Below are 26991 nucleotides of genomic sequence, written 5' to 3' on the forward strand. Positions count from 1 at the left end.
AGCCGCGGCCGTACACACCCAGTGACCCGCTGATCGCGAGGCATGGCCGAGCCCTCACTATGCAATAGGTAGGCAAAGAAAGCCACTCCCAAGCAAAATCGAAGGGCTCGGCCGACCGCCCCGCGCACGCCCCTACGCGTCGACCGGCAGGAACTCCCCCACCATCTCCGCGAACTCCTCCGGTGTCGCGATCCGCACCCCGAGGTCCTCCGCCTTCGTCCGCTTCGATCCCGCCTTCTCGCCGGCCACCAGCATCGCTGTGCGCTTGGAGACGCTGGAGGACGACTTGCCGCCGGCCCGCTCGATCAGCTCGTTCATCTGGTTGCGCGACAGCTTCTCCAGCACGCCCGTCATGGCCCCGGTGACCACCACGGTCATCCCGGCCAGCGGCGCGCCCTCGGTACTGCCGGCGGTCTCCTCGCCGGCCTCCTCACCCGGGGGCGGGGGCGGGGTCGCGCCCGGCTCGGTCATGGTGAGCCCGGCGGCGATCAGCTTCTCGATCAGCGGGGCGAGCTCGGCGAGTTCGGCGACGACGGCCGCTGCCTTCTCCTTGCCTATGCCGTCGACCCGTTGGAGCTCCTCGGCGTCGGCGGCTCTGATGCGGTCCATCTCGGCGAAGTAGCGGGCGATCCGGCGGGACATGGAGCGTCCGGTGCCGCGCACGCCCAGGGCGCAGAAGACGCGGGAGAGCGGCTGGGTGCGGGCTGCGTCGATGGCGGCCAGCAGGTTGTCGGTGCTCGTCTCGCCCATCCGGTCGAGGGAGAGCAGCTGTTCGCGCTCCAGGGTGAACAGGTCCGCGAAGTCGGCGACCAGGCCGGCGTCGACGAGCTGGACGACCCGGGTCGTACCGAGCCCCTCGATGTCGAGCTGGTCGCGCCCGGCGGCGTACGAGACGGAGGCGACGACGCGGCAGTCGCGGCCTCGGACACAGCGCCAGCGCTGTTCGCTGGTGTCGATCTCCGAACCGCACTGCGGGCACGCCTCGGGGAAGACGACGGGCTGCTCGTCGCCGGTGCGCAGGTGGGCGACGGGCGCCTCGATGCGGGGGATGATGTCGCCCGCCTTGTAGACCATCACGTGGTCACCGATGCGCAGGTCCCGGCGGGTGATGTCGGCCGGGTTGTGCAGGGTGGCGTAGCCGACGGTCGAGCCGTCGATCTCGACGGGCTCCAGCACGGCGCGCGGCGCGATGATGCCGGTACGGCCCACGTTCCACTCGACGCCCAGGAGGCGGGTGACCTTCTCGACGGCCGGCAGCTTGTATGCGATGGCCCAGCGCGGGGCCCGGGTGCCGACGCCGGCGTCGCGCTGGTCGGCCGCCAGGTCGGCCTTGATGACGATGCCGTCGATCCCGAACGGCAACGAGGCCCGCAGCGCGGCGACTTCCTCGACCCGCGCCTGGGCCTCCTCGACGGCGGCTACCGTGCGCGGGGCGACCTCGGTGTCCCCCGCCGTGTGCACGCCGAGGTCCGCGACGCGCCCGAGGACCTGGCTGTGCGGCAGCTCGGCCAGCTCGGCGGCCAGTTCACCGGAGTCGGGCAGCGGCAGCGCGCCGTATGCAAAGAACGTCATCTCCACCGTGTACGCACGGTCCTTGGCGCGCAGGGTGCCCGCCGCGCCGTTGCGCGCGTTGGCGAAGGGGGCGCCGCCGTGCTCGGTGCGGGTGGCGTTGGCCTGCTCGAACTGCGCGGTGGTCATCAGGATCTCGCCGCGTATCTCGATCGTCACCGGCTCCGCGAGCCGCTCGGGGAGGCCGACGACGGTCCCGCTGGCGTGCGACACGTCCTCACCGGCGGTCCCGTCGCCCCGGGTGATCAGCCGTTCGAGCCGGCCCTCGCGATAGCGGGCGGCCACCGCGAGCCCGTCGAGCTTCGGCTCGACGCTCCAGGCGGTGACGGGCCGTCCGATCCGGCGCTCCAGCGAGGCGGTCCAGGTGGCGAACTGCTCGGCCGAGAAGACGTTGTCGAGGGAGAGCATCGGCACCGTGTGCGGCACGTCCCCCACGGCCGCACCGCCGGCCACCTTGCCGGTCGGCGACGTGGGCAGCACCTCCTGCGGGTGCTCCTGCTCGTACGCGGCGATGCCGCGCGCCAGGCGGTCGTAGGCGTCGTCGTCGAGCGTGCTCTCGCCCGTGGCGTAGTACGCGGCGGCGGCCTGCGCGGCCTCCTCCACGGCGGCGGCGTAGGAGGCGGGGTCGGCGAGCACGACTGCTGAGTTCGTCATGCCCTCCATCCTGCCGTCCACCACTGACAACGCCTCTGCCGCCGGAGGCCGACGAGCACCGGAGAGCGCTCTCCTGTCCTTGAACGCCGTGAACCAGGTCGGTGAATCCCAGAGAGAGCGCTCTCCGACCCCGCAGGCCCCTCAACCCGCCTCGATCCGCACGTAATTGAAGCCTCGCCATGTGTATTGACATGCCCTCGCCATGCTCCTACGTTCCCTCGCAGAGAGCGCTCTCTCCCCTGATCAGGCCGCCCATGATCAGGGCACATCCCCCCCACCGCTTCCCGAAATGGAGTGCCGTGCTCTTCTTCCGTCAACGACGCAGCGACGACGACAGCCACCGCAGAACCTCACCGCCCCGGCGGTACCGCACGGCGGCGCTCGCCGCCGCCGCGCTCGCCCTGACCTTCCTCCAGGCCACCACCAACAGCGCGTCCGCCGGCCCCGCCGACGCCGCGGCCCCCGCCCCCAAGGCCGCCGCCGACGTCGTCCGGGTGGCCGAGTTCCTGGCAGAGTGCCCGTACACCCACCGGGCGCCCGACGACCCGATCGTCTTCCCCGGCCTGCCCGGCGCCTCGCACATGCACAGCTTCTTCGGCAACGACTCCACGAACGGCCACTCGGACCTCGCCTCGCTGGAGAAGGCCCGGAGCACCTGTTCACCCGACATCGACCTGTCGTCGTACTGGGTGCCGACCCTGTACGACGGGGACAAGGAGGTGGAGCCCACCGGCACCACGTTCTACTACCTGGGCGAGGGCGTCCGCGACGACGTCATCCGGCAGATCAAGCCCTTCCCCCGGGGTCTGCGGATCGTCGCGGGGAACGCGAAGGCGACCGGGCCGAACGACAACACGATCTCGCGCTGGTCGTGCCTGCACCACGGCGAGGTCAACCCGTCGCACGACTTCGTGAACTGCCCGGCGGGCGCGATGCTGGAGTCGTACCTCGACTTCCCGCAGTGCTGGAACGGCAGGGACCTGGACTCGGCCGACCACAAGAGCCACATGTCGTACCCGGTCAACGGCGAGTGCCCGTCCACCCACCCGGTGCCGGTGCCCAAGCTCCGTCAGGTGCTGCGGTACCCGGTCAACGGTGACCCGTCCCGGTTCCGGCTGGCGTCCGGACCCGGCTACACGATGCACGGCGACTTCTTCAACGTGTGGCCCGATGACCAGTTGGCGCAGCGCGTACGCGACTGCATCAACGCCATCATCAAGTGCGGGGCCGACGGCACCCCCTGACCCCTGCGCACCCCCGTCCCCACCCGCCCGTCCGGGGCTGTGCGCCCCGGACGGGCCCTTCCCCGAGGGAGCCCCTGATGAAAGCGGCCCGCAGCGCGGCGACGCTCACCCTGCTGCTCCTCCTCACCGGCTGCGGCTCCCCGGCGGCCGAGCCGGAGAGCACTCCCCCGCCCGCTCCGTCCGCCACCGGCGCGCCCGCCGATCCGACCGACGCCGCCTGGGTGCAGCTGATGACCCCGATGAACGAGTCGGCCGTGGCGCTCCTCTCGCTCGCCGCCGACCGCTCCGGCGACACGGGCGTACGGCGCTGGGCTGCCGGTCTGCGGTCCTCGCAGAACGGTGAACTGGCCCGGCTGCGCCCGCTGCTGGCCCGGATGGGGCTCCCGCACACCAATGTGCACGAGGGCCACCACATGCCGGGCATGGTGACGCAGGACGACCTCGAACGTGCCCGCACGCTGAAGGGCGCCGCCTTCGACCGGTTCCTGGTGGAGCGGATCAAGGACCATCTGCACCAGACCGCCCAGGTGTCGCGTTCCGAGACCGGGGCCGGTACCCGGCCGGACGCCAAGCGGCTCGCCGCCTCCCTGGTCTCGGCCCGCAGCATCGAGATCGCCCGGCTGCCCGCCCCGTCCGAGGACTCCGGCTGACCTCCGGGTCAATGTAATCCCAAGCCCTGGGCGGCCGTTACCGCGCCGGTCGTACCTCCCGGTATAAAGACTGCATGCCTGCCGACGCGCCGCCGCCCGCCCGTCCCGTGACCTTGGAGGACGTCGCCGGAGTGGCCGGGGTGTCACGGGCGACGGTGTCCCGGGTGATCAACGGGGCGACCACGGTGGACCCGGCGCTGCGGCGGACCGTGGAGGCCGCGGTGGACGCCACCGGCTATGTGCCCAACCGCGCCGCCCGTTCGCTGGTGACCCGGCGGACCGACTCGATCGCGCTGGTCGTCTCGGAGCGGGAACGGCGCACCGTGCCCGAGCCGTTCGTCGGCCGGATGTTCTCCGACCCCTACTTCGGGCGGGTGGTCGCCGGCCTCCTGGAGGTGCTGCGCCCGGCGGGCATCCAGCTGGTCCTGATGCTGGCCGACGACCAGGAGTCGCGGGACCAGTTGCTGGCGTACCTGCGCCACGGGCACGTGGACGGGGTGGTGCTGATCTCGTCGCACGCGGACGACCCGCTGCCCGGGCTGCTGCACGGGACCCGGCTGCCCGCCGTCCTCGCCGGACAGCCCCGCAGGCCGACGCCGCTCACCTATGTCGAGGCGGACCAGCGGGCCGGGGCGCGGCTGGCCGCCGACCATCTCGCCGCGCTGGGCCGCCGCCGCGTCGGCACGGTATCGGGCCCGCAGGACATGCCGGCCGGCCAGGCCCGGCTCTCCGGGTTCCTGGACGCGGCTGCGGCGCACGGCATCCGGGACGTGGTGACCGCCGAGGGCGACTTCACGCATGCCGGGGGTGCGGCGGCGATGCGGCGGCTGCTCGCGGAGCGGCCGGACCTGGACGCGGTGTTCATCGCGTCGGACCTGATGGCGCTCGGGGCCGTGCCGGTGCTGCTGCGGGCCGGGAAGGAGGTCCCGGACGACGTCGCGCTCGTCGGGTTCGACGACAGCAGTGCGGCGCTGGCCTGTGATCCGCCGCTGACGACGGTCCGGCAGCCGGTGGAGGAGATGTCCGCGGAGATGGCCCGGCTGCTGCTCAAGCAGATCGGCAAGCCGGTCGACCCGCCGCCGTCGGTGATCTTCCACCCGACGCTCGTACGGCGGCAGTCGGCCTGATCAGGCGCCGCCGGGCTCCCCGTCCTGCGGCACCGGCACCTGGGGTCCCGATGCCTCCTGGAGCCAGCGGGCGAGGACGCGGTGGACGGCCTCCGCGCCGACCAGCTCGTCCGGGCGCTTCCCGTCCTCGTCGGTGACGGCGTCCAGCGGGTCACTCAGGGTGCGCGGCCAGAGCAGGAACGGGCGGGACTGGTCGCCGCCCAGGCCGCCGTGCGAACCGATCTGCTCCTCGAAGGCGTGCACGGTGCCCGTGGCGGGGTCGTACATGGAGTTGACCATCACGTCCGCGACGTGCGGGAAGGTGTCCGTGCGCCGGATCGCGTCCGCCGCGCCCGGACCGTACACGGCCAGTGGCCCCTCGCCGTCCGCCAGGTCCGCCACCGGCACCCGCACCCCGTCGCGGGCGAGCACCACGGAGCCGTCCCGTTCGCCGCGGACGAGCAGGAAGCCGATGCCCGGGTGGTTGGCGAGGGTGGAGAGCAGCGCGGGGTGGCGGTGCTCCAGCTGCTCCAGGGACGCGCGGCCCGCGATGTCGGGGAAGGAGATCAGGCCGAGGTTGCCGGAGGATAGGACTATCGGGTCGGAGGGGGTCGCGACCTGTTCCTCCTGGCCCTCGGCGACCGGCCGGTGCAGGGCGATCCGGACCGCGTCGCGCGCCTCGGAGGCGCTGCGGGTGCGCTGCGCGCGCCGGGGCACGGGCAGGCCGCTGCCCGCCCGTACGAGGTCCTTGAGGGTCAGTCCGTACACGCCGGCGAAGGTGTCCCCCGGGCTCTGGCCGTGGTCGGACAGGAGCACGATCCGGTAGGCGCGGGGGGCCTGCTCGGCGACCTTCGCGATCAGGGCGAGCGCCCGGTCGAGGCGGGCGAGCACCTTCTCCGCGTCGCGGCTGCGCGGTCCCGAGTGGTGCGCGACCTCGTCGTACGCGACGAGGTCGGCGTAGACCGCGGTCCGTCCGGCGAACATGTCGCCGATCACGGCGGCGACCACCACATCGCGTTCGACGACGGTCGCGAAGGCACGGATGAAGGGGTACAGGCCGCCGCGCTTGATGCGGGGCGTCTCCTTGCGGAGGCGGGAGCGGGTGGACTGGACGATCTCCCGGCACACCTCCGCGACGAAGGAGCCTGCGGTACGGACGGCGTTGGCGGGGTCGGAGAAGTACGCGAAGTACCCGGCCCGCGACCGGCGGCCCTTGCCGAGCCTGGCGGCCATGGACAGGACGAGCGCGAGCTGGCCCGCGCCGCCGCTGAAGAGGTTGCCGCGGCTGGCGCCGTCGAAGGTGAGGAGTCCGCCGTCCCGGGTGCGGGTGATGGCCCGGCGCTGGAGCTCCAGGGCGCTCGCGGGCTTGCTGGAGACCATGACGACACCGGTCTCCTTCTCGTACCAGCGGAAAGCGGGGACGTCGTGGTTGCTGCCGTGCAGGATGCCGAGCTGGCTGGCGCCGGTCTGGCTGGACCAGTCGGTGCGCCACGGCATGAGCCGGTGTCCGTCGGGCCCGGCCAGCCAGTGGGCGACGGTCGGCATGACGCCCCCGGCCGCGGCGGCGAGGAGGGCGTCGTGGCCGACCCCGTCGAGCTGGATGAAGACGGTGCCCGGCGGCCCGCCGCGCGCGTCGCCCGTGCCGGTGCGGCGGCGGCGCCGGTCGGCCAGGCGGGAGAGGCGGCGGCGGTAGGCGTTGTCGTCGCGCACGGCGAGGGCGGTGGACGTGGCGGAGGCGACGGCGGACATCACGGCCGCGACGGCGACGGCGGTCTCCGGGGCGGCCGTTCCCCGGCCGTCCGGGATGAGCCACAGCGCGATCAGCAGCAGCGAGCCGTTGAGGAAGAAGACGAGTGCGCCGAGGACGAGGGCGGGCACGATCAGCAGCGCCCGGACGAGGACGGGCCAGACCAGTGCGGAGAGCAGCCCGAAGGCGCCCGCGCCCCAGGCGGCGGTGAAGGCGGTCTTGGTGATGCTGTCGCCGTCGGGCGACTGGAGCCGGAAGTCGGGGAGGATGCCGGCGAGCGCCAGCATGGTGAGCGTCGAGACGGCCCAGACCGCGATCACTCGCATCAGGGCGCTGCCGGCTCGCCGCCATCGCCTGTCGCCCACGCCGCCTTCACCTCACGTCCGGGCCCTGCCGTTCCGGGCCCCGCCCCAGCCTTTCACAGCGGGCCGGGCGGTCCCCGGGCCGGTCAGCAGCCGTCGTACCCCGCGGTCGGCATGGAGAGCCTGCGGTGCACTCCGGCCTTGCCGTCGGCGGTGTAGGACGGCTCGTCGAACCCGGCGATCTCCAGGCGTACGCCGCGCCGCTCGCACTCCGCGGTGAACCGCGGCACCGAGGCCAGGGCGCGGGCGAGGACCCGCTCGCTGGGGGTGACGAACAACTCGACCTCGCCGCTGTCGATGTCGGCCCAGAGCGCGGGGTGGTCGGGGCGCAGCCCGTACAGGCGCAGCTGCCGGGTGACGACGTAGCCCTGGTCGGCGGCCCAGCGGGCGCACATGGCGTGCTGGCCGCGGGTGTCCACGAGGAACGGATCGCTGTCCAGTTCCTCCAGCGGCGTCAGGCTGGCGATGGCCGCCACGCGTACGTCCCCCATGGCCCTTCTTCCCCGTGCTCGTCGTTCCCCGACCCTATGCGGCCGCACGCGGGGGCCGAGGGCGCGTTCCGGGGCGGTGAGGGGGCGCACGGGGGCACGGGCCCGGGACCGTGATCCACGGGTGCGCCGGGGTGCTCGGGCGGCCCGGACGGGACTGCCCGTAGGCTCGTCGGGGCAGGTGTGGAGGGGTCCGAAGGGCTCGGTGAGCGGAGGAGGCGGTGACGTGCCGGTGGAGATCACCTGGTGGGGTCATGCCACGTGCACGATCGAGGACTCCGGGGTCCGTTTCCTGACCGATCCGCTCTTCGTACGGCGCTTCGCGCATCTGCGGCGCCGCCGGGGCGCGCTGCCCGGTCCGGACGCGGCCCTGGCCGATGTGGTCCTGATCTCCCATCTGCACTCCGATCATCTCCATCTGCCGTCGTTGGCGCGCGTCGCCCCGGGGGCCCGGGTGCTCGTGCCGCGTGGTTCGGTGCGGTCGGTTCCCGGGCTGCGGCTGCTGCGCCGGGCGCGGGGGCTGCGGATCACCGAGGTGGTCGTGGGCGACGAGGTGCGCGTGGGTGGTGTCCGGGTCCGGGCGGTGCCGGCGCTGCACGACGGCCGGCGGCTGCCGCTGGGGCCGCACCGCTCCCCCGCGCTCGGTTACGTGGTGGAGGGCGTGGCGCGTACGTACTTCGCCGGGGACACCGGGCTCTTCGACGACATGGCGGGGGCGGTCGGCCCGGTGGACGTGGCGCTGCTGCCGGTCGGCGGCTGGGGGCCCTATCTGGGCCACGGGCACCTGGACGCGGGGCGGGCGGCGCAGGCGCTGACCCGGCTGCGGCCGCGCGCGGCGGTGCCGGTGCACTACGGCACGTACTGGCCGATCGGGATGGACGGGGTACGGCCCCACGAGTTCCACGCGCCGGGCGAGGAGTTCGTGCGGAAGGCTGCGATGGCGGCGCCGGAGGTCGTGGTGCACCGGCTGGCGCACGGCGAGCGGGTGCGGCCGGGGTGCGCGGAGTGATCGAGTTCCTGCGGGAGACGGCTCAGCTGCCGGCGGAGTCGACGCAGCAGGCGGTGGGTTATCCGTCGCTGTTCCTGCTGGTGGCGCTGGGCGCCCTGGTGCCGGTGGTGCCGACGGGCGCGCTGGTGAGTTCGGCGGCCGTGGTGGCGTTCCACCAGTCGTCGCCGTTCTCCCTGCTGGTGGTGTTCGCGGTGGCGTCGTCGGCGGCGTTCCTCGGGGACATATCCCTGTACTGGCTGGGGCAGCGGGGGGTGCGGTCGAAGAACGGCTCGCGGTGGCTGCGGACGATCCGGGACCGGGCGGCACCGGAACGCCTTGAGCAGGCGCAGCACAAGCTGGACGAGCACGGGGCGGCGGTGCTGGTGCTGTCGCGGCTGGTGCCGGCCGGGCGGATCCCGGTGATGCTGGCGTGCCTGCTGGGCCGGATGGAGCTGCGGCGGTTCGCCCGGGGCGACGTGCCGGCGTGCCTGGCGTGGGCGGCGACGTACCAGCTGATCGGCATCCTGGGCGGTTCGCTGTTCCCGGAGCCGTGGCAGGGGGTGGTCGCGGCGGTGGGCCTGACGCTGCTGATCAGCGGGGCGCCCGCGGTGTGGCGCCGGACGCGGGCGCGGTGGGCGCGGTGACCTCAGCCGGCGGGGCTTCCCAGCACGCGTGAGCCGCCGATGGGCAGGTCCCAGAGCCGGTCGCGGGAGTGCCCGGCGCGCTGCCAGGCGGTACGCAGCCGGGTGAGCGGTTCGTGGACCGGTTCGGCGGAGAGCAGGAAGGTCGCCCAGTGCATCGGGGCCATGGCGTGGGCGCCGAGGTCCTCGTACGCCTGGACCGCCTCCTCGGGGTCGGTGTGGACGTCGCCGAGCCACCAGCGGGGCTCGTACGCGCCGATCGGCAGCAGGGCGAGGTCGATGCCGGGGTGGCGGCGGCCGATCTCGGCGAACCAGTGGCCGTATCCGGAGTCGCCGGCGAAGTAGATCCGTCCGCCGTGCCCCGTGCCGCCGGTGTCCTGGATGACCCAGCCGCCCCAGAGCGAGCGGCAGGTGTCGGTCAGGGTGCGCTTGGACCAGTGGTGGGACGGCACGAAGTCGAAGCGGACGCCGTCCAGCTGTGCCGACTCCCACCAGTCGAGTTCGGTGACGTTGCCGAAGCCTCGGCGGCGGCACCACTGGCCGAGGCCGGCCGGGACGAACAGCGGGGTGTGCCGGGGCAGTCTGCGCAGGGTGGGGGCGTCGAGGTGGTCGTAGTGGTTGTGGCTGATGACGACCGCGTCGACGGGCGGCAGGTCCTCCCAGCGGACGCCGACGGGTGTGATCCGGGCCGGGGTGCCGAGGATGCGCCGGGACCAGACGGGGTCGGCGAGGACGGTGAGGCCGCCGGTGCGGATGATCCAGCTGGCGTGCCCGGCCCAGGTGACGCAGCTCGTGCCGGCGGGGACGGGCGGCAGGGGCTCGGGGGCGTACGGCAGGCGGTGGATGTGGCGCAGGCCCTCCGCGTTGGGCCGGATGGAGTGCTCGCGGGCCAGTCGGGACATGCCCTTGACGCCGGGGAGCGGGGCGGTGAGCCGGTCCGCGAAGCTCCGGGGCCAGGTGCGCACCTCGCCGAGCGGTCGCGGTGCGACGACCGCGCCGCAGGACACGGGGGGTGTGTCCCGGGTGAGGGGGCGCTCGGTCTGGTCCGTCATCGGGGGCTCCCGTCGTGGGGTGCGCCGACGCGGGGGGTCAGCGCGGTTCGTCGAGGGCTGCTCGGAAAATGCTCAGCGCTGCCGCGATGTGCGGCAATTCGAGGGGGTCCGCGGCGGTGAGGGCCCGCGTCTGCTGCTCGGGCGTGGCGCCGAGGAGGGCGCCGGTGCCCAGCCGCACCCGGAGCGCGCCGAGTTCGTCGCCGAAGCGGTGTCCGCCGGGGGCGGGGGCGCCGAGCCGCGCGGAGAGGTACTCCTCCAGCTCCAGGGAGTCGGTGACGCCTCGGGCGGCGAGCCGCGAGCGCAGCGGCCCGAGGTCCGCGTAGAGGTGGCGGCCCGCCTGCGGGGGCCGGGCGACGGCGCCCCAGCCGAGGACGGCACGGTGGGCCTCGGTGGCGAGGCGGGCGTGCAGGGTGGCGGCGCGGCGGGCTCGTTCGGTGACGGCGGGCGGTTCGCGCAGCGCGTGGGCCGCGGCGGCGGCGACCGGGCCGGCGACCGAGGCGCCGAGCGCGGTGAGGACGTCCAGGGTGCGGGCGTGGCGCACGGCGGAGCGCGCGGTGTCCGGGAACCGGGCGACGGCGACCGGCCAGGCGGCCGGGGTGAGTGCCCCGTACAGGCCGGAGACCACCGTGACGTCGTCCGGGCACATCTCGGCGGGGCTGACCAGGACCGTGTCGTGGGGCCGGTGCAGGGTGTCGCGCCAGGTCTCGTCGCTGACGATGTGCAGCCCTTCGTCGACGGCGGCCTCGCACGCCTCGCGCAGGAGTTCCGGCGGGGCGACGGAGGCGGTGGGGTCGTCGGCCACCGAGAGCAGCAGGAGCCGCGGCCGGCCGCCCTCGGCGCGCACTCTGCGTACGGTTTCGAGGAGGGCGTACGGGTCGGGCACGCCGCCGCACTCGGCGGGGGTCGGCACCTGGTAGGCGGGCCGGCCGAGGAGCCGGGCCTGTGGGATCCAGGAGGCGGGGCAGGGGCGCGGCAGCAGGACGTCTCCGCCGTGGGCGGCGATCAGCGCGAGCAGCAGCGGTGCGGTGCCGGGGGCGGCCGCGACGTGTTCGGGGCCGCCGTGCAGTCCGCGCCGCTCCCAGTAGGCGCGGGCCGCCTCGCGCAGGTCGGCCGATCCGCCGGCGGGTTCGGGGGCGGATCGGCCCGCGGCGGCGGCGAGTACGTCGGCCAGCTCCGGCAGCACGGGCAGTCCCGGCCAGGGGGCGGGAGGGCCGTACCGTACAGGCCCGCGGTCCTCCCGGACCGTGTCCGTGCCGCGCTCGTGACGCCCGGTCCGCTCCCGGCCCATCGGGCCTCCTTCGCCGCCGATCCGACCCGCCGTTCGCCCTCCGGACCTTTATACGAGGGAACGGGGCTGGGCGCCTGCCCTGCGGCGGGTCGGGCCCCCGCCGAGCACGGCCTGTTCCCGTACGGCGGTCTCGACGGGTGTGTGGTTCACGCTCCGCTCCGGTCGTGTCCGAGGCGGGCCGACAGCTCGTCGGCGCCTTGGACGGCGAGGGCGGCGAGTTCTCGCTCGCGCTCCTGGTTCCAGCGGATCATCGGGACGGAGACCGAGAGCGCGGCGACGACCCGCCCCGTCCGGTCGCGCACGGGTGCGGCGACGCAGCTGACGCCCGGGTCGGACTCCTGGTGCTCCGCGGCGACGCCGTGCTCCCGTACGGCGTCGAGCGCGGCCCGCAGTTCCTGCTCGCCGGTGAGGGTGTGCGGGGTGAGGGCGGTCAGTTCCAGGCCGTCGAGGCGGGCGTCGAGCTCGGGGGCGGGCAGCGAGGCGAGCAGCATCTTGCCGGCGGACGTGCAGTGGGCGGGCAGCCGGTGCCCGGCCGACGACACCGTGCGGACTGCGTGGGTGGAGTCGGCCTGGGCGACGCAGACGGCGTGGGTGCCGTCGAGGATCGCCACGTGCACGCTCTCTCCGCAGTCCGCGGCGATGCGCCGGGCGACCTGCCGGCCCTCGGCGGCGAGGTCGAGCTGTTCCGCGTACCGGCTGCCGAGCTGGTAGGTCCGCACGCCCAGCCGGTAGCGCCCGGGGCGCTCGGGGTCGGTGACCAGGTAGGACCGTGCGGCGAGCGTGGTGAGCAGCTCGTGGACGGTGGTACGGGGCAGCTGGAGCTTGCGGGTGACCTCGGGCGCGGAGAGCGTGCCGTCGCCCTGGAGGAAGAGTTCGAGGACGTCGAACGCCCTGGTCACCGCCGGCACGAGTCGCCCCATGGCCCCGCATTCCCCCTTGTTCGGTGTCCGGCCGGCGACCGGTGTGACGAACCTCAGGCTACCTTCGGCGTGGCTGCTGGTTCGGGGCGGTGATGCGGGGTATCCGCTGTCGCATGTCGTCAGCGAGCAATGCTTCCGTCCCGTCCCGGTTCGCGGGACTGCGTGACCGGTTCCACCGGCGCGATGCCGCCGTCTTCCAGGACCTGGCCCAGCGGCACTGGCCGGCCGCCGGTCCGGTGCTGCCCCGGCTGAGCCGCTCCGCCAACCACGGGCTGCTGTGGATGGGGGCGGCGGCCGGTATGGCCGCCTTCGGCGGCAGTGCGCGGGCCCGGCGGGCCGCGCTGAGGGGCATCGCCTCGCTCGCGGTGGCGTCGGCCGCGATCAACACGGTGGGCAAGGGGGCGGTCCGCAGGCAGCGGCCGATCCTGGACGCCGTGCCGGTGATACGGCAGCTGAAGCGGCAGCCGGTGACCACGTCGTTCCCCTCGGGGCACGCCGCGTCGGCCGCCGCGTTCGCCACCGGGGTGGCGCTGGAGTCGAAGGGCTGGGGTGCGGTCGTGGCACCTGTCGCGCTGTCCGTCGCGGCGTCCCGCGTCTACACCGGGGTGCACTACCCGAGCGATGTGCTGGCCGGTGCGGCCCTGGGCGTGGGGGCGGCGTTCGCCCTGCGGGGGGTGATACCGACGAGGAACCAGCTGCCCGCGCCCGGCAGGCCGCCTGCCGACGCGCCCGCCCTGCCCGGAGGCCGGGGGCTGGTGGTGGTCGCCAACCAGGAGTCGGGGACGGCCACCGCGACGGCCTCGCTGATCAGGAACGCGCTGCCGGAGGCGGAGATCGTGGAGTGCCCGCCCGGCCGGCTCGCCTCGGAGCTGGCGCAGGCTGCGGACCGGTGCACGGCGCTGGGGGTGTGCGGCGGGGACGGCACGGTCAACCTCGCGGCCTCCGTGGCCGTGGAACACGGGGTGCCGCTCGCGGTCTTCCCGGGCGGCACGCTCAACCACTTCGCGTACGACCTGGGCATCGAGACCGTGGCCGACGCGTGCTCCGCGCTCGCCGCCGGAAGCGCGGTGCGGGCGGACCTGGGCCGGTTCCGGCCGGGGCCGGACGGCGCGCACGGCTACTTCCTCAACGCCTTCAGCCTGGGCGTTTATCCGGAGCTCGTGCGGATGCGGGAGCGCTGGTCGCCCCGGATCGGCGGCTGGCCCGCCGGGGTCCTGGCGGCCCTGCACGTGCTGCGTGGCGAACGCCCGCTGGAGGCCGAACTCCAGGGCAAATGCCGCCCGTTGTGGCTGCTGTTCGTCGGCAACGGCCTGTTCCAGCGGGTGGGCCCGGCGCCCGGCCGGCGGCACAACCTCGCGGACGGACTGCTGGACGTCCGCGTGGTGCACGGTGGCCGGACGCCCGGTCTGCGACTGCTGGCGGCGGCGGTCGCGGGTCCGCTGACCCGCTCCCCCATGCACGCGGCGGTACGCCGGCAGCGGGTGCGCGTCTCCGGCCTGAAGCCCGGCACGCCGTACGCGTACGACGGTGAAGTGGCGCACAGCGGGAGTGAGTTGATGATCGACAAGCTGCCGGAGGCGCTGACGGTGTACTGCCCGAGGCCGATGTAGGGGGAACCGGCCCGAAGGCCGGGGAGGGGCGGTCGGCGTACGGTCGGCCGCCCCTTTCGCGCACTCCGCGACTGTCCACATCGCAAGATACCCATCTCATTATTCGGCGACAGGCCCTACGGTGGTCCTACCGATCAGCGCTTTCGCGGTTCGCGTTTCGAGAGAGGATGCACGGCCATGTCGAAGGAGACCGCCGTCTACACCCACGGCCACCACGAGTCGGTGCTGCGCTCGCACAAGTGGCGCACCGCCGCCAACTCCGCGGCCTACCTTGTCGGCGAACTGCGCCCGGGCCTGGACGTGCTGGACGTCGGCTGCGGCCCCGGCACCATCACCGCCGACCTGGCCGCCCTGGTCGCCCCGGGCCGGGTGACGGGCCTGGACACCACCGAGGGAATCCTGGCCCAGGCGGCCGAGGTGGCCGCCGAACGCGGCCTGGACAACGTGGAGTTCGCCGTCGCGGACGTCCACGCCCTGGACTACCCCGACGACTCGTTCGACGTGGTCCACGCCCATCAGGTCCTCCAGCACGTGGGCGACCCGGTGCAGGCACTGCGCGAGATGCGCCGGGTGTGCCGCCCCGGGGGCGTCGTCGCGGCGCGCGACAGCGACTACGCGGCGATGACCTGGTACCCCGAGTCGCCGGGCATGGACCGCTGGGCGGACCTGTACGGCAGGGTGGCCCGCGCCAACGGCGGCGAGCCGGACGCCGGGCGCCGGCTGCTGTCCTGGGCGCGGCAGGCGGGGTTCACCGACATCACGCCCACGGCGGGCTCCTGGTGTTACGCCACACCGGAGAACCGGGCCTGGTGGAGCAGCCTGTGGGCGGACCGCACCGTCGGCTCGGTGTACGCGAAGCTCGCGGTGGACGGCGGGCACGCCACGGCGGAGGAACTGACGGAGATCGCCGAGGCGTGGCGCGAGTGGGGCGCGCAGGGCGACGGCTGGTTCATGGTCCCGCACGGCGAGCTGCTCTGCCGCGTCTGAGCGCACGGCCGGACACGCTCCGGACACGGCAGAGAACGCTCCGGGCGCACGGCCGGGCACGCTCCCGACGCACGGCAGAAACCGAACGGATCACATGGCGGCGGGCGGCCAACTAACCTGGCCGCCATGGAGATCCTGGGAACCACGCTGCGTATCTGCGTCGACGACCTGGAGGCCGCGGTGGCCTTCTACGAGGAGCTCACGGGCGCGCCCGCCCTCCGCTTCGAGCGCGGCGGGGTGTCCGTCGCGGCGATCAGCTGCTTCCTGCTGATGAGCGGCCCCGAATCGGAGCTGGAGATCCTCCGCAAGGTCACCGCGACCATCGCCGTGAAGAACGTCGACGAGGCCCACGCGAACCTGACCCGGGTCGGCGCCCGCGTCATCGCGGGCCCCGTCCCGACCCCGGCGGGCCGCAACCTGATCGCGCTGCACCCGGACGGCTCGGTCTTCGAGTACGTCGACCGCAACGCACCCGCCTAGGCGAGGTCGGTCGCGGCCGTGCGGCAGCCGCAGTCCGGGGCGCCGCCGTGCCCGTTCGCCACCGTCGCCGCGTCAGACGCCGGGCCGCATCCGGTAGTTGTACCGGTCCGGCAGCGGTTCGTCCGTGAGCCGGTTCCACACCTCCTCCAAGATCTCCGCACCCTCGCGCAGGTCCGCGACCTCGAAGCCCGCGTCGAACACGGCCTTCGCGGCGTCTTTCCGGCCCTCCGCGATCAGCAGTCGGGCCTCCAGCAGCCGGAACCGGCCCCGCGCCCGGACCTCCTGCGGCAGCCCCGCCCACACCGTGCGGGCGGCCCCGGTGCGGGCGGCCGTGAGCAGGGCCTCGATCGCCTCCCTGCCGAGGGCGGCGCCGGCGGCGGTCCACGCACGGTCGCCGTCGGTCCGCTCGGCGCACAGTCCGTCGAACGCCTCCGCGTAGTACTCGGCGGCCAGTTCGCGCTGGCCGCTCGCACGGGCGGCGACAGCCAGACAGCGCAGCAGCGGCCAGCGGGAGGCGGCGGTGGCGAGGCCGCGTTCCCAGCTGCGGACCGCCTGGGCGCGGTCGTCGGCGTGCCACTGCGCGATGCCGAGGTGGTACTCCGTGAGCGGTTCGGCGGGGGCGGTCTCCAGCATGTCGCGCCAGTGCCGGGAGACCAGCGTGGGCCCGGGGACCGTTCCGTCGGGGCCGGGGAACGTGCCCTGGTCCAGCAGCTCCAGCCAGGGCGCCTGCTCCTCGCCCAGCGTGTCGTCGGTGAACGGCGTGCCGGGCAGCTTGTACCGCCCGCGCCGCACTTCGAGGGCGCCCCAGCCGGAGCCGGTGGCGAGCCGTTCGCCCGGTTCGGCGTCGGCGTGGGCGCGCCAGGCGGCGTACGCGGCGTCCACGTCCGCGCGCGGCAGGGCGTCGGCGAGGCGCTGCTCGGTCTCGGCGCGGGCGGCCGCCCAGTCGTCGCCGTGGACGGTGGCGGGGTCGGCCGCGAGCGGCCCGTAGGACTCCAGCCAGCTGAACTCGCCGCCCGGCTCCAGCGGTACGTGCTCCAGCTGGGTGCGGGCCAGGCCCGCCTGGATCTCCGCGTAGCCGCCGGTGCCCGGTTCGGTGAGCCATTCCTGCCAGCGCCGCCCTCCGGACCCGCTGCCCCAGAGGAACAGCTTGCGGCCGCGCAGCAGGTCGGTGGAGGTCTGGACGAGTCCGTGGCCGTGCTCGTCCAGAGAGGCGATCCAGCGTCGGGCGCCGTCGGGCACCTCGTAGAAGTAGTCGGCGGGGTACTCGCTGCGGAGCGGGTAGGTGCGGTCGGTGCCGCCGCTCTCGGGGACGGGCACGCGGGACAGCGTGCGCTCGTACCCGAAGTGCCAGGCCTCGTCGGCGGGCGCGACCACCCGGGTGCGCGCGTCCTCGGGGACGGCGATGTTGGACCACCAGTAGACAGGTGCGGGCTGCTCGTGCGGGTTGCGTATCCGTACGCCGACGTGCAGGAACGCGGAGTCGGCGGGGAGCCACAGGTCGACCTGGAACGGCAGGTCGCGCAGCCGCTCCCACTCCCAGAGCCGGACCATCTCGCCGCCGTCGGGCGCCGGGACGAGGGCCGCGTGCACCGGGGCGCAGGAGAAGGTGGTGTGGCCGGTCGCGCCGATGTTCCACTCGATGCCGCCGGAGAACCAGGCACCGTTGAGCGCGAAGTCGGCGGGCTGGACGACCGGGTTGACGTACACGAGGTCGCGGCCGGCCGGCTTGTGGACGAGGGAGTGGATGCGGCCGCCGAGGCCGGGGAGCACGGTGACGCGCAGGTGGTCGTTCTCTATGACGATCGCGTCGAGGTCCGTGGGGACGCGCTCGCGCCCGTAGCCGTCGAGGAGGCGGACGGGCAGGACGGTCGACAGCGGGGCGTGGCCGAGCTGCCGGGCCATGTCGCGCGGGAGTCCGGACCGGTCCCGGTCGTCGATGACATGCGTCTCGTCCAGCGGCCGCAGCGCGGGCAGCGGGTTCTCCGGCCCCGTCGCCGCGGCGGGCAGGGTCAGTACGGCACGTCGTACGGTGGTGGCCAAGGCAACCTCGCTTCTCGCGCGGGCCGCCACAGGTCCGGGCGCCCCCCCGATGACCATGGAACACGCCGGTCGCCGCCCGGACAAGGGGCGTCTTTCCGGCCGCTGCCGGCGTCACGGGCAACCGGAATTCCGTTTCCGTCCTGCTCGCGGCCCCGTACGCTCCCTTCGGACACGAACGCGGCAGGCGAGAGGAACAGCGGAAACAGATGAGCACGCAGCACACGTACCGGGTGATCGTGCGCGGCACCTTCCAGGAGCTGACGGACGCGGCGCGCGAACGGCTGCTGGCCGAGGTGGAGGAGCACGGGCTCGCCGCGATGCAGTTCACCGAGGAGGGGTCGCTCACCTACGACCGGGTCCTGAAGCACTTCAGCTTCCGCTACGTGGTCGTCTCGGACGCCGGGGACGGCGAGGAGATGGCGTCCGCGATCGCCGAGGACCGCGCGCAGACGACGCTGCGCGAGGCGGGCTACGGGCACGGCGAACTGCGGTCCACGGCTACGGACATGGACACGATGAAGATCAACTACAAGCGCCGCTGAAGCCCGCCGCGCGACCGGGCGCTCCGGTCGCGCGGCCCCGCCTCTACTGGGGCGCCGGTGCCGTGGAGCCCCGCGGGGTGAGCGAGGGGGTCGGCACCTGGAGGGCGCCGGTGTCGGTGCCCTCCATCAGCGAGAACAGGTTGCGGGCCACCTCGGCGCCGAAGTGGTGGACGTCGTGGCTCATCGCGGACAGGGTGGGATGGGTGATCCGGCACAGCTGGGAGTCGTCCCACGCGAGCAGCGAGACGTCGTCCGGGACCACGAAGCCCATCTCGGCGGCGACTCCGGCGCCGGCCACCGCCATGATGTCGTTGTCGTAGACGATCGCGGTCGGCCTGTCCTTCGCCAGGAGCAGCGAGCGCGTCGCGCGCGCGCCTTCCCGTTCGTCGAAGCCGGTCGCGATCTGGACCCCCGGTTCCAGGCCGAGTTCGCGCACGGTGGCCTCGAAGGCCCGGGTCCTGATCGCACTGTGTCCGAAACCGGCCGGTCCGCCGACCCGGGCGAGGCGCCGGTGGCCCAGGGCGGCCAGATAGCGGACGGCCTCCGCCGTCGCCGTGGCGTCGTCGGTCCACACCGCGGGGAAGGAGCCGGTCAGCGACGGATGGCCGACGGCGACCGCGGGCAGCCCGATGGACTCCAGCGCCGGCACCCGCGGGTCGTCCACCCGGAAGTCGACGAGCACGGCGCCCGCGATGGTCTGGCTGCGCCACCACGTCCGGTAGAGCTCGATCTCCTCGTCCACGTCGCGGACCAGCCGCAGCAACAGGGAGCAGGACCGCTCCGCAAGGACGCTCTCGATGCCCGAGATGAAGTCCATGTAGAAGGGTTCGAGACCCAGCAGGCGGGCCGGGCGGCACAGGACGAGACCGACGATGTCGACCCGGCGGCCGGAGAGGCTGCGCGCCGTCTGGTTCGGCGCCCAGCCCAGCTCCCGGGCGGCCTCGAAGATGCGCTCCCGGGTCGCGTCGGAGACACCGGGTTTGCGGTTGAAGGCGAGCGAGACGGCACCCTTGGACACGCCCGCCCGGGCGGCGACGTCCTTGATGGTGACGCGGGCCGGAACGGTCACTTCGTACCCACGCAGAAGAGGGCGGCCCGCACGTCGTCGGCGGTCACGTCGCCGCAGCCGTCGACCCGGACGCGGACCTGTTCGCCGGGCAGCAGGGTGACGAGGCCACGGTCGGCCGTGGCTGCGGGGCCGAGCCGGTCCGCCTGGAGGAGGAGATCCCTGACGAGGGTGTGCGCGTTGACCACCACGTGGACGTTACCACCGCCGTCCGGGGCGGGTTCCACGCCGACGTCGAAGGCCGGCTGCTCGTAGTCGAACTCCTTGTCGGGGACCGGGAACCAGGTGGCCCGCAGGCCGTCCGCGTCGGCGACGAGGAACTCCGTGGTGCTGTGCCCGGCCGGCAGGAGCCCGGCCGCCACGGGGAGGCGTACGACGGAGCGCGGCGCGACCGTCACCTCCTGGGCGCCGTGAGCGGTGACCGATCCGCCGGCTTCGACGCGGCGCAGGGTCACCTCGGTGCGCCAGGGCGCGGCGGACTGGTTGATCACCGCGAGCACGGGCCCCTCGTCGCCCGCGCCCGCGGGTTGCAGGGTCAGCAGCCGGTCCGCGTACACCCGGCGCAGCTCGTGGTGGAGCGGCTTGAGCCGGCCGTCCCCGTCGACCGCGGCCCAGGAGCTGACCGGCCAGCAGTCGTTCAGCTGCCAGACGACGGTGCCCGCGCAGACCGGCCAGTGGGAGCGCCAGTGCTCGATGCCGGCGGCCACGGCGCGGGCCTGGACGACCTGTGTGAGGTAGTGCCAGCGGTCGAAGTCGCCCTCGGGCAGGGCGAAGTGGCGGGCGACACCGCGGTCGAGCTTGCCGTTGCCGTCCTCGGCCTTCTGGTGGTGGAGCATGCCGGGCGAGTCGGGGGCCAGGTCCTCGTCGGGCAGGGCGCGCCGGAGCGTGGCCAGGGCGGGCGGGGCCTGCCAGCCGAACTCGGAGACGAAGCGGGGGACGTTCGCGCGGTACTCCGCGTAGTCCTGGCGGTTCCACACCTCCCAGGAGTGGAAGGTGCCGTGGTCGGGGTCGTTGGGGTGGTGGTCCCACGATCCGGACCAGGGGCTGCCCGCGCTGTAGGCGCGGGTGGGGTCGAGTTCGGCGACGATACGGGGCAGCAGGCCGAGGTAGTAGCCCTCGCCCCAGGAGTCGCCGGACAGGCCGGACTCCCAGTCCCAGTCGCGGAAGCCCCAGAGGTTCTCGTTGTTGCCGTTCCAGAGGACCAGGCTGGCGTGCGGCATGAGCCGGACAACGTTGTCGCGGGCTTCGGCCTCGACCTCGCCGCGCAGCGGCTGCTCCTCGGGGTACGCGGCGCAGGCGAAGAGGAAGTCCTGCCAGACCATGAGGCCCAACTCGTCGCAGGCGTCGTAGAACGCCTCGTCCTCGTAGATGCCGCCGCCCCATATGCGTACCAGGTCGACGTTGGCGTCGGCCGCCTGGCGCAGACGGGTGCGGTAGCGCTCGGGGGTGACGCGCGAGGGGAAGGCGTCGTCGGGGATCCAGTTGACGCCGCGGGCGAAGATCCGCTCACCGTTGACGACGAGGGTGAAGCCCGTGCCGTGCGCGTCGGGGGTGCGGTCGACCTCGACGGTGCGGAAGCCGATGCGCCGGTGCCAGGTGTCGAGCGGGCCGGCGTCACCGAGCAGGGTGACGTCGAGGTCGTACAGGGGCTGGTCCCCGTACCCGCGCGGCCACCACAGCCGCGGGCCTTCCACGGTCAGCCGCAGCACGGCTTCGTCGCCCTCGAAGACGGCCTCTGCCTCCTGGCCGGCCACGGTGGCCCGTGCCCGGAGGGCGGCCGCCGCCCCGGACTGCGTACGCTCCACCCGGAGCCGCACCTCGACGCTGCCGCGGCCCTCGTCGACGGTGACGAGGGGACGGACGGAAGCGAGGCGGGCGGTGGACCAGTGCTCAAGCCGTACGGGCCGCCAGATGCCGGCGGTGACGATCGTCGGCCCCCAGTCCCAGCCGAACCCGCACGCCATCTTGCGGATGTACTGGAACGGCTCGGGATACACGTTGGGCCGGTCACCGGTGACGGCGCGGACCGCCTCGGCCTCCTCGTACGCAGAGGTGAAGCGCACCTCCAGACGGCCGGTCAGCCCGGTGGCGTCGAACCGGTAGGTGCGGTGCATGTTGCGGGTGGTCCCCAGTTCCCGGCCGTCGAACGTGATCCGCGCGGCGGTGTCCAGGCCCTGGAAGACGAGGTCGGTGCGCTCGTGTCCGCTCTCGTGGGACACGTCGGTGAGATACGTCCACGCGCGCCGGCCGACCCAGGAGACCTCGGTCTCGTTGCGGTCGAGGAAGGGGTCCGGGATGACGTCCGCGGCGAGCAGGTCGGTGTGGACACAGCCGGGGACCCGGGCGGGCAGCAGCGCTTGGTCGTAGCGCAGCTTCCAGTCCTCGGTGAGCGGGGTGATGTCCTTCATGGTGCGGCTCCAATCGGCCCAGTGCGCACGCTGAGAGATGTACGACGCGGCACAACTTAGCCCGCGGATCGATCACTGTCCATAAACCGGTCTAGTCACGGGATAGCAACGCATCCGTCTTGCATCAAGCGATCTACCTGCGACAACGCGCACCTAGGTAACGATTGAGCATCACAGGGGAAACCAGAGCTTTACCGGTTCACATCGCTGCTGCCATAGTGCCGACATCCGGCGACGACCCGAGCCGCCATCCGAAGGAGCAGGGCACATGGGGAAGACCAGGACACTCACAGGCGCGTTTCTGGCCATCGCGACACTGACCGCCACGGGATGCAGCGGAGGAGGGACGCCGTCGACCGAGACGGCCTCCGCCCCTGCCGATGCGAGCAGCGCGAGCGGCACCATCACGGTCCTGACCCAGCGGACGGACCTGATCAAGAGCGGGGCCATGAAGGCCTACGCGGCGGAGTTCAACAAGATCTACCCCAAGATCGAGGTGAAGTTCGAGGGCCTCACCGACTACGAGGGTGAAGTCAAGATCCGGATGAACACCGACAAGTACGGGGACGTCCTGATGATCCCCGGCGCGGTCGCCAAGAACGACTACCCGAAGTTCTTCGCGCCGCTCGGCTCGTCGATCGAGATGGCGGACAAGTACCGCTTCAGCGACAAGTCGGAGGTCAACGGCAAGACCTACGGCATCGCCCAGTTCGGCACCGCCAACGGCTTCGTCTACAACAAGGCCCTCTGGAAGAAGGCCGGCGTCACCGCCTGGCCCAGCACGCCGGAGGAGTTCCTCTCCGACCTCAGGGCGGTCAAGTCGAAGACCGGGGCGATTCCGTACTACACCAACTTCAAGGACGGCTGGCCGCTGGTCCAGTGGTCCGCCAACATCGGCTCCGTCACGTGCAGCGAGGAGGCGAACAACAAGCTGGCCGGCCCCGTCTCGCCGTGGAAGTCCGGCAGCGAGCTCGCCGTGATCGACACCCTGCTCTTCGACATCGTCAAGGACGGGCTTTCGGAGAAGGACCCCAGCACCACCAACTGGGAGGCGTCCAAGGGCAAGCTGGCCAAGGGCGAGATCGGCTCCATGATGGTCGGCTCCTGGGCGATCAGCCAGATGCGCGACGCCGCCGAGAAGGCCGGAAAGAACCCGGACGACATCGGCTACATGCCGGTCCCCGTCCAGCGCGAGGAGGGGCAGTGCGCCACGCTCGTCTCGGACTACCAGCAGGCCGTCAACATCCACTCGGAGCACAAGGAAGCGGCCCGGGCCTGGATCGACTGGTTCACCGAGAAGTCCGGCTACTCCGCCAAGGAGGGCGCCGTGCCCACCCTGAAGTCGGCTCCCATGCCGGACACGCTCAAGGAGTTCGTTGACAACGATGTCACGTTTGTCGAGCGCTCGGAGAGCAAGACCGGCACGGTGAACGAGATCGACAACGCGGCCGAGATCGGGCTCAACACACCCGACTACCGCCAGAAGCTGATCGACATCGCCCGGGGTGCCCAGAAGGGCAGCGTCGAGAGCTACTTCGCCGAGCTCGACAAGAAGTGGGACGAGGCCGCGAAGACCGTCGGTTCCTGAACCGGCGAAGGGCCCCGGCCGCACGGCACCGGCCGGGGCCCGGCCCTCCCGCGCACACCGCATGCCCGACGCGGATGACGAAAGGCCCGACATGACCGAGACGACCGAGGCGGTGAGCGTGAAGACGCACCGTGCGACGCCCCAGCGGCGCGGCACCTCCCCCACCGGCGGAAGCCCACGTACGCGCAGGGGCCGGGACCGGGCGCTCCGCCGCGCGACGCCCTGGCTGTTCCTGCTGGCGCCGCTGGCGCTCCTGATCACGTTCACCTACGTGCCCGTGGGCAACATGATCTATTACAGCTTCACGGACTGGGACGGGATCAGCCCCGACCGGAACTTCACCGGCGTGGACAACTACGTCCAGATCTTCACCCGGCCCGAGATATTCCGGGTCTTCTTCGTGAGCTTCTACTACCTCGGGGCCTCCGTGGTCCAGATCGCCGTCGCGCTGTACTTCGCGACGGTGCTCAGCTTCGACCTGCGGTTCCGCAACCTGTTCAAGGGGCTGCTCTTCTTCCCCTACCTCATCAACGGCGTCGCCATCGGATTCGTCTTCCTGTACTTCTTCCAGGACGGCGGCACCCTGGACACCGTGCTGTCCTGGTTCGGCCAGCACCCCGACCACGCGTGGCTCGGCGACCCCACCTCGGCCAACACCTCGCTCGCCGGCGTCTCGGTGTGGCGGTACACGGGCCTCAACTTCGTCCTGTTCCTCGGCGCGATCCAGTCCATCCCGGGTGAGCTGTACGAGGCGGCCCAGCTGGACGGTGCGACCAGGTGGGAGCAGTTCCGGTACATCATCGCTCCGAGCATCAGGCCCGTGCTGAGCCTGAGCGTCATCCTCGCGATCTCCGGCTCGCTCGCGGTGTTCGAGATCCCCTGGATCATGACCGGCGGTGCGACGGGCACCTCGACGTTCGTCATCCAGACCGTGAAACTCGCGTTCCAGTTCAACAAGACCGGGCTGGCGTCGGCGGCCGCCGTGGTGCTGCTGCTGATCATTCTGCTGATCACCTGGATCCAGCGCCGGCTCGTGCCCGACGAAAAGGTGGACCTCGTATGACCACGGCCCCTCAGACCGCGGCCACGAAGACCGCGGGCCGCTCCCGCACCGTGCCGGGCCCGCGCCGGGTCCGGCCGCGCGGCCGGATCGGGCAGACACTCGTCTACGTGTCGCTCGTCGCGGCCTCGCTGGTGGTGCTCCTCCCGCTCGCCGTCGTCTTCCTCACCTCGCTCAAGACCTCGTCGGAAGCGACCGACGGCGGCGCCCTGTCGCTCCCGGGCAACTGGCTGAACTTCGACAACTACGCGACCGCGTTCTCCGACGGCCGGATGCTGACGGCCTTCGGCAACACCTTGTTCATCCTGCTCTTCTCGATCACCGGCACCGTGCTCATCGGCTCGATGACGGCCTACGCCATCGACCGGTTCGACTTCCGGGCCAAGAAGCTCGTGATGGCCCTCTTCCTCGTCGCCACCCTCGTGCCCGGGGTCACCACGCAGGTCGCGACCTTCCAGGTCGTGAACAGCTTCGGCCTGTTCGACACCCGCTGGGCGCCGATCCTGCTGTACATGGGTACGGACATCGTCTCGATCTACATCTTCCTGCAGTTCATCCGGGGCATCCCCGTGTCCCTGGACGAGGCCGCACGGCTGGACGGGGCGAACTCGTTCACGATCTACCGCAAGATCATCTTCCCGCTGCTCAAGCCGGCGATCGCGACCGTGGTCATCATCAAGGGGATCACCGTCTACAACGACTTCTACATCCCCTTCCTCTACATGCCCTCCCAGGAACTCGGCACGGTCTCCACCGCCCTGTTCCGCTTCAAGGGGCCCTTCGGAGCGCACTGGGAGAACATCTCCGCGGGTGCCGTGCTCGTCATCGTCCCCACGCTCGTCGTCTTCCTGTTCCTCCAGCGCTACATCTACAACGGCTTCGCCCAGGGCGCGACGAAGTAGCGGTCCCCCGCGCGCGCTCCGCAGTGCACCGGCCCCTCGCGGGCCGGTGCACTGCTGTCCGGTCACCTGCCGAGCGCCCCGAGAAAAAGGGAAACCGCCTTCTCGCACCACGCCCGGCACCATGACGACGACGGGGAAAAATAGGTGGAAGAAGGCGGCTCGCATCTACAAAACCGGTTCAGTTCCAGCGGCACACCGCACAGGCAGGGCCAGGTCAGAGACGCAGGGCGGCCACGGGGCCCGCGGCCAGTGCGTCGGCGGTCTGCGCTGCCACCGCGGCAGCGCCGACGAGACCGGCGTCCAGCGCCAGAGCGGCCGGCACGACGGGGATGTCCCGGACGAAGTCGAGCACGGCGTAGTCGGCCGTCCGGCGCCGCAACGGGGCGAACAGGACCTCCCCCGCCTGGGCCACCCCGCCCCCGATGACCACACGTTCCAGCTCCACGAGCGCCGCCGTGGCGGCGATGGCGGCGGCCAGGGCCTGCGCGGCGCGCTCGTAGGCCGCGCGCGCCCGCTCGTCGCCGCCCCGGGCCGCTTCGGCGACCGCCGCGGCGTCGGACGCCCCGTCGCGCGGGGCGGTCCACCCCAGGGCGCCGGCGTACGCCGCGATGGCGGTCCCGCTGGCGAAGGTCTCCACGCATCCGGGGGCGCCGCACGGGCAGCGGGGGCCGTTGAGGTCGACCGTGATGTGGCCGATGTGACCGGCGTTGCCGGTGAGGCCCGCATGCACCCGGCCGTCCAGCACCAACCCGCCGCCCACCCCGGTGGAGACCACCATGCACAGGGCGTTGGCGACACCGCGTGCGGCGCCGAGCCAGTGTTCGGCGGCGGTCATGGCCACCGCGTCACCGACGAGCACGGGCCTGATGCCCTCGGGCGTCGCCGGATGCGTACGCACCAGCTCGGCCAGCGGAAATCCGCGCCAGGCCGGAATGTTCACGGGGCTCACCGTGCCTCCGGCCGCGTCGACCGGCCCCGCGCTGGCGATGCCGAGGCAAGTGAGATCCGCCCATGCCGGATGCGCCGCCAGCTCGTCCTGCACTGCCGTGACAGCGGCGGCCAGCTCGCCCGCCGGCCGCCGCGCCGGGGTGGCGCGCCGAGCCCGCGCGATCACGTTCCCGCTCTCGTCGACGAGCGCTCCGGCGATCTTGGTCCCGCCGATGTCAAGTGCTCCGTACACCATCACGTCCCGCCCTTTCGTGAGGGCGCACCTCGCCCCCGCCCGTACTCTGCCGCTGACTGACAACGTTGTCTAGTAGTCCTGGTTTAGTTGAGCAATGGTTTAGCAATACGACCAGGTTGCATCAACCTTCGGGATGTCTCGGAAATGCGTCCCGAGCAGGCCGGAAAGCAGGGTGCATTCGATGCGCGCGCGGGCCTTGCACGAAATGCCGGCGACACATCTATTGACATGACTGGAACATCCGATGCCTCATATGGGGGCGACGGCGGAACGGAATCGCGCAGCGACCCGAGCCCCCACCGCATACGTACGGATCCCGCGCCCCGGCACTCCAGCTTCTCGCTCCGTCACCCGGCCCCGCGCGGGTGACAACGTTGTCCGATGCGAGCGTCCGCCGGTCGGGGCGGCCGTGCGAC

At 72.7% G+C, this 26991-nt stretch carries 22 protein-coding genes; 12 read left to right on the forward strand and 10 right to left on the reverse strand.

The annotated features are described in order from the left end of the window. Positions 1–132: 132 nt before the first annotated feature. Positions 133–2232, reverse strand: a complete 2100-nt coding sequence (gene ligA / locus BLW14_RS04160) for an NAD-dependent DNA ligase LigA (protein ID WP_177154201.1) — start codon at positions 2230–2232, stop codon at positions 133–135. Positions 2233–2477: 245 nt separating this feature from the next. On the opposite strand from ligA, the gene BLW14_RS04165 reads away from it, so the two are divergent. From BLW14_RS04165 to BLW14_RS04175, 3 genes are all read left to right on the forward strand, one after another. Beyond that, complete coding sequence (locus tag BLW14_RS04165) at positions 2478–3467, forward strand: DUF1996 domain-containing protein (protein ID WP_177153894.1); 990 nt, start codon at positions 2478–2480, stop codon at positions 3465–3467. Positions 3468–3544: 77 nt separating this feature from the next. After that, positions 3545–4117, forward strand: coding sequence for a DUF305 domain-containing protein (locus BLW14_RS04170; protein ID WP_093704423.1), 573 nt, complete (start codon positions 3545–3547; stop codon positions 4115–4117). Between the two features lie 74 nt (positions 4118–4191). Continuing rightward, positions 4192–5244 carry a LacI family DNA-binding transcriptional regulator gene (locus BLW14_RS04175; protein ID WP_093704425.1) on the forward strand — a complete coding sequence of 351 codons (1053 nt, stop codon included), beginning with the start codon at positions 4192–4194 and terminating at the stop codon, positions 5242–5244. Here BLW14_RS04175 and BLW14_RS04180 read toward each other — a convergent pair whose 3' ends face one another. Both BLW14_RS04180 and BLW14_RS04185 read right to left on the reverse strand, forming a co-directional pair. Next, complete coding sequence (locus tag BLW14_RS04180; protein ID WP_093704427.1) at positions 5245–7335, reverse strand: phage holin family protein; 2091 nt, start codon at positions 7333–7335, stop codon at positions 5245–5247. An 83-nt stretch (positions 7336–7418) separates the two neighbouring features. Continuing rightward, the gene (locus BLW14_RS04185; protein WP_093704429.1) at positions 7419–7823 is read right to left on the reverse strand and encodes a hypothetical protein; all 405 of its coding nucleotides are present in this window, start codon (positions 7821–7823) and stop codon (positions 7419–7421) included. Between the two features lie 223 nt (positions 7824–8046). On the opposite strand from BLW14_RS04185, the gene BLW14_RS04190 reads away from it, so the two are divergent. Both BLW14_RS04190 and BLW14_RS04195 read left to right on the forward strand, forming a co-directional pair. Next, positions 8047–8829, forward strand: a complete 783-nt coding sequence (locus BLW14_RS04190; protein WP_093704432.1) for an MBL fold metallo-hydrolase — start codon at positions 8047–8049, stop codon at positions 8827–8829. After that, positions 8826–9452 carry a DedA family protein gene (locus BLW14_RS04195; RefSeq protein ID WP_093704434.1) on the forward strand — a complete coding sequence of 209 codons (627 nt, stop codon included), beginning with the start codon at positions 8826–8828 and terminating at the stop codon, positions 9450–9452. The genes BLW14_RS04190 and BLW14_RS04195 overlap by 4 nt, the downstream gene beginning before the upstream one ends. Before the next feature lie 2 nt (positions 9453–9454). On the opposite strand, the gene BLW14_RS04200 is transcribed toward BLW14_RS04195, so the two are convergent. The 3 genes from BLW14_RS04200 to BLW14_RS04210 form a co-directional block, all read right to left on the reverse strand. Next, the gene (locus tag BLW14_RS04200; RefSeq protein WP_093704436.1) at positions 9455–10501 is read right to left on the reverse strand and encodes an MBL fold metallo-hydrolase; all 1047 of its coding nucleotides are present in this window, start codon (positions 10499–10501) and stop codon (positions 9455–9457) included. Positions 10502–10538: 37 nt separating this feature from the next. Then, a complete protein-coding gene (locus tag BLW14_RS04205) occupies positions 10539–11789 on the reverse strand; it encodes an aminotransferase class I/II-fold pyridoxal phosphate-dependent enzyme (RefSeq protein ID WP_093704438.1) in 1251 nt (416 codons plus the stop codon). A gap of 146 nt (positions 11790–11935) precedes the next feature. Next, positions 11936–12709 carry an IclR family transcriptional regulator gene (locus BLW14_RS04210; RefSeq protein WP_093704440.1) on the reverse strand — a complete coding sequence of 258 codons (774 nt, stop codon included), beginning with the start codon at positions 12707–12709 and terminating at the stop codon, positions 11936–11938. Between the two features lie 113 nt (positions 12710–12822). Here BLW14_RS04210 and BLW14_RS04215 point away from each other — a divergent pair, with 113 nt between their 5' ends. From BLW14_RS04215 to BLW14_RS04225, 3 genes are all read left to right on the forward strand, one after another. Continuing rightward, a complete protein-coding gene (locus BLW14_RS04215; protein WP_093704442.1) occupies positions 12823–14319 on the forward strand; it encodes a bifunctional phosphatase PAP2/diacylglycerol kinase family protein in 1497 nt (498 codons plus the stop codon). A gap of 177 nt (positions 14320–14496) precedes the next feature. Then, positions 14497–15306, forward strand: coding sequence for a methyltransferase domain-containing protein (locus BLW14_RS04220; protein WP_093704444.1), 810 nt, complete (start codon positions 14497–14499; stop codon positions 15304–15306). Between the two features lie 126 nt (positions 15307–15432). Then, a complete protein-coding gene (locus BLW14_RS04225) occupies positions 15433–15786 on the forward strand; it encodes a VOC family protein (RefSeq protein ID WP_093704446.1) in 354 nt (117 codons plus the stop codon). A gap of 72 nt (positions 15787–15858) precedes the next feature. Here BLW14_RS04225 and BLW14_RS04230 read toward each other — a convergent pair whose 3' ends face one another. Further along, positions 15859–17826: a DUF5107 domain-containing protein gene (locus tag BLW14_RS04230; protein WP_093704448.1), complete on the reverse strand. Its 1968-nt coding sequence runs from the start codon at positions 17824–17826 to the stop codon at positions 15859–15861. A 206-nt stretch (positions 17827–18032) separates the two neighbouring features. Here BLW14_RS04230 and BLW14_RS04235 point away from each other — a divergent pair, with 206 nt between their 5' ends. Further along, positions 18033–18368 (forward strand): DUF6204 family protein, encoded by a 336-nt coding sequence (locus tag BLW14_RS04235; RefSeq protein WP_093704450.1) that lies wholly within the window; start codon positions 18033–18035, stop codon positions 18366–18368. Between the two features lie 43 nt (positions 18369–18411). Here BLW14_RS04235 and BLW14_RS04240 read toward each other — a convergent pair whose 3' ends face one another. Continuing rightward, entirely contained in the window at positions 18412–19437 is a 1026-nt protein-coding gene (locus BLW14_RS04240) for a LacI family DNA-binding transcriptional regulator (protein WP_093704452.1), read from the reverse strand. Next, the gene (locus BLW14_RS04245; RefSeq protein ID WP_093704454.1) at positions 19434–21842 is read right to left on the reverse strand and encodes a glycoside hydrolase family 2 protein; all 2409 of its coding nucleotides are present in this window, start codon (positions 21840–21842) and stop codon (positions 19434–19436) included. The genes BLW14_RS04240 and BLW14_RS04245 overlap by 4 nt, the downstream gene beginning before the upstream one ends. Before the next feature lie 268 nt (positions 21843–22110). Between BLW14_RS04245 and BLW14_RS04250 the strand changes: the two genes are divergently transcribed. From BLW14_RS04250 to BLW14_RS04260, 3 genes are all read left to right on the forward strand, one after another. After that, positions 22111–23430 carry an ABC transporter substrate-binding protein gene (locus BLW14_RS04250; protein WP_093704456.1) on the forward strand — a complete coding sequence of 440 codons (1320 nt, stop codon included), beginning with the start codon at positions 22111–22113 and terminating at the stop codon, positions 23428–23430. A 91-nt stretch (positions 23431–23521) separates the two neighbouring features. Continuing rightward, positions 23522–24493: a carbohydrate ABC transporter permease gene (locus BLW14_RS04255; RefSeq protein ID WP_093704458.1), complete on the forward strand. Its 972-nt coding sequence runs from the start codon at positions 23522–23524 to the stop codon at positions 24491–24493. Beyond that, the gene (locus BLW14_RS04260; RefSeq protein ID WP_256332674.1) at positions 24490–25392 is read left to right on the forward strand and encodes a carbohydrate ABC transporter permease; all 903 of its coding nucleotides are present in this window, start codon (positions 24490–24492) and stop codon (positions 25390–25392) included. Before BLW14_RS04255 ends, BLW14_RS04260 begins: the two co-directional genes overlap by 4 nt. A gap of 214 nt (positions 25393–25606) precedes the next feature. Here the strand turns inward: BLW14_RS04260 and BLW14_RS04265 are convergent, their stop codons facing one another. Further along, a complete protein-coding gene (locus BLW14_RS04265; RefSeq protein ID WP_093704460.1) occupies positions 25607–26575 on the reverse strand; it encodes an ROK family protein in 969 nt (322 codons plus the stop codon). Positions 26576–26991: the final 416 nt, after the last annotated feature.

The sequence above is a fragment of the Streptomyces sp. 2131.1 genome (assembly GCF_900105515.1).
Lineage (GTDB): Bacteria > Actinomycetota > Actinomycetes > Streptomycetales > Streptomycetaceae > Streptomyces > Streptomyces drozdowiczii.

What these genes read in the sequence shown, in the direction of transcription:
- BLW14_RS04185 (WP_093704429.1), bottom strand. Translation starts at nt 7,823, where the DNA reads ATGGGGGACGTACGCGTGGCGGCCATCGCCAGCCTGACGCCGCTGGAG.
- BLW14_RS04245 (WP_093704454.1), bottom strand. Translation starts at nt 21,842, where the DNA reads ATGAAGGACATCACCCCGCTCACCGAGGACTGGAAGCTGCGCTACGAC.
- BLW14_RS04215 (WP_093704442.1), top strand. Translation starts at nt 12,823, where the DNA reads ATGTCGTCAGCGAGCAATGCTTCCGTCCCGTCCCGGTTCGCGGGACTG.
- BLW14_RS04255 (WP_093704458.1), top strand. Translation starts at nt 23,522, where the DNA reads ATGACCGAGACGACCGAGGCGGTGAGCGTGAAGACGCACCGTGCGACG.
- BLW14_RS04225 (WP_093704446.1), top strand. Translation starts at nt 15,433, where the DNA reads ATGGAGATCCTGGGAACCACGCTGCGTATCTGCGTCGACGACCTGGAG.
- BLW14_RS04200 (WP_093704436.1), bottom strand. Translation starts at nt 10,501, where the DNA reads ATGACGGACCAGACCGAGCGCCCCCTCACCCGGGACACACCCCCCGTG.
- BLW14_RS04265 (WP_093704460.1), bottom strand. Translation starts at nt 26,575, where the DNA reads ATGGTGTACGGAGCACTTGACATCGGCGGGACCAAGATCGCCGGAGCG.
- BLW14_RS04205 (WP_093704438.1), bottom strand. Translation starts at nt 11,789, where the DNA reads ATGGGCCGGGAGCGGACCGGGCGTCACGAGCGCGGCACGGACACGGTC.
- BLW14_RS04220 (WP_093704444.1), top strand. Translation starts at nt 14,497, where the DNA reads ATGTCGAAGGAGACCGCCGTCTACACCCACGGCCACCACGAGTCGGTG.
- BLW14_RS04165 (WP_177153894.1), top strand. Translation starts at nt 2,478, where the DNA reads ATGATCAGGGCACATCCCCCCCACCGCTTCCCGAAATGGAGTGCCGTG.
- BLW14_RS04260 (WP_256332674.1), top strand. Translation starts at nt 24,490, where the DNA reads ATGACCACGGCCCCTCAGACCGCGGCCACGAAGACCGCGGGCCGCTCC.
- BLW14_RS04175 (WP_093704425.1), top strand. Translation starts at nt 4,192, where the DNA reads ATGCCTGCCGACGCGCCGCCGCCCGCCCGTCCCGTGACCTTGGAGGAC.
- BLW14_RS04235 (WP_093704450.1), top strand. Translation starts at nt 18,033, where the DNA reads ATGAGCACGCAGCACACGTACCGGGTGATCGTGCGCGGCACCTTCCAG.
- ligA (WP_177154201.1), bottom strand. Translation starts at nt 2,232, where the DNA reads ATGGAGGGCATGACGAACTCAGCAGTCGTGCTCGCCGACCCCGCCTCC.
- BLW14_RS04170 (WP_093704423.1), top strand. Translation starts at nt 3,545, where the DNA reads ATGAAAGCGGCCCGCAGCGCGGCGACGCTCACCCTGCTGCTCCTCCTC.
- BLW14_RS04210 (WP_093704440.1), bottom strand. Translation starts at nt 12,709, where the DNA reads ATGGGGCGACTCGTGCCGGCGGTGACCAGGGCGTTCGACGTCCTCGAA.
- BLW14_RS04250 (WP_093704456.1), top strand. Translation starts at nt 22,111, where the DNA reads ATGGGGAAGACCAGGACACTCACAGGCGCGTTTCTGGCCATCGCGACA.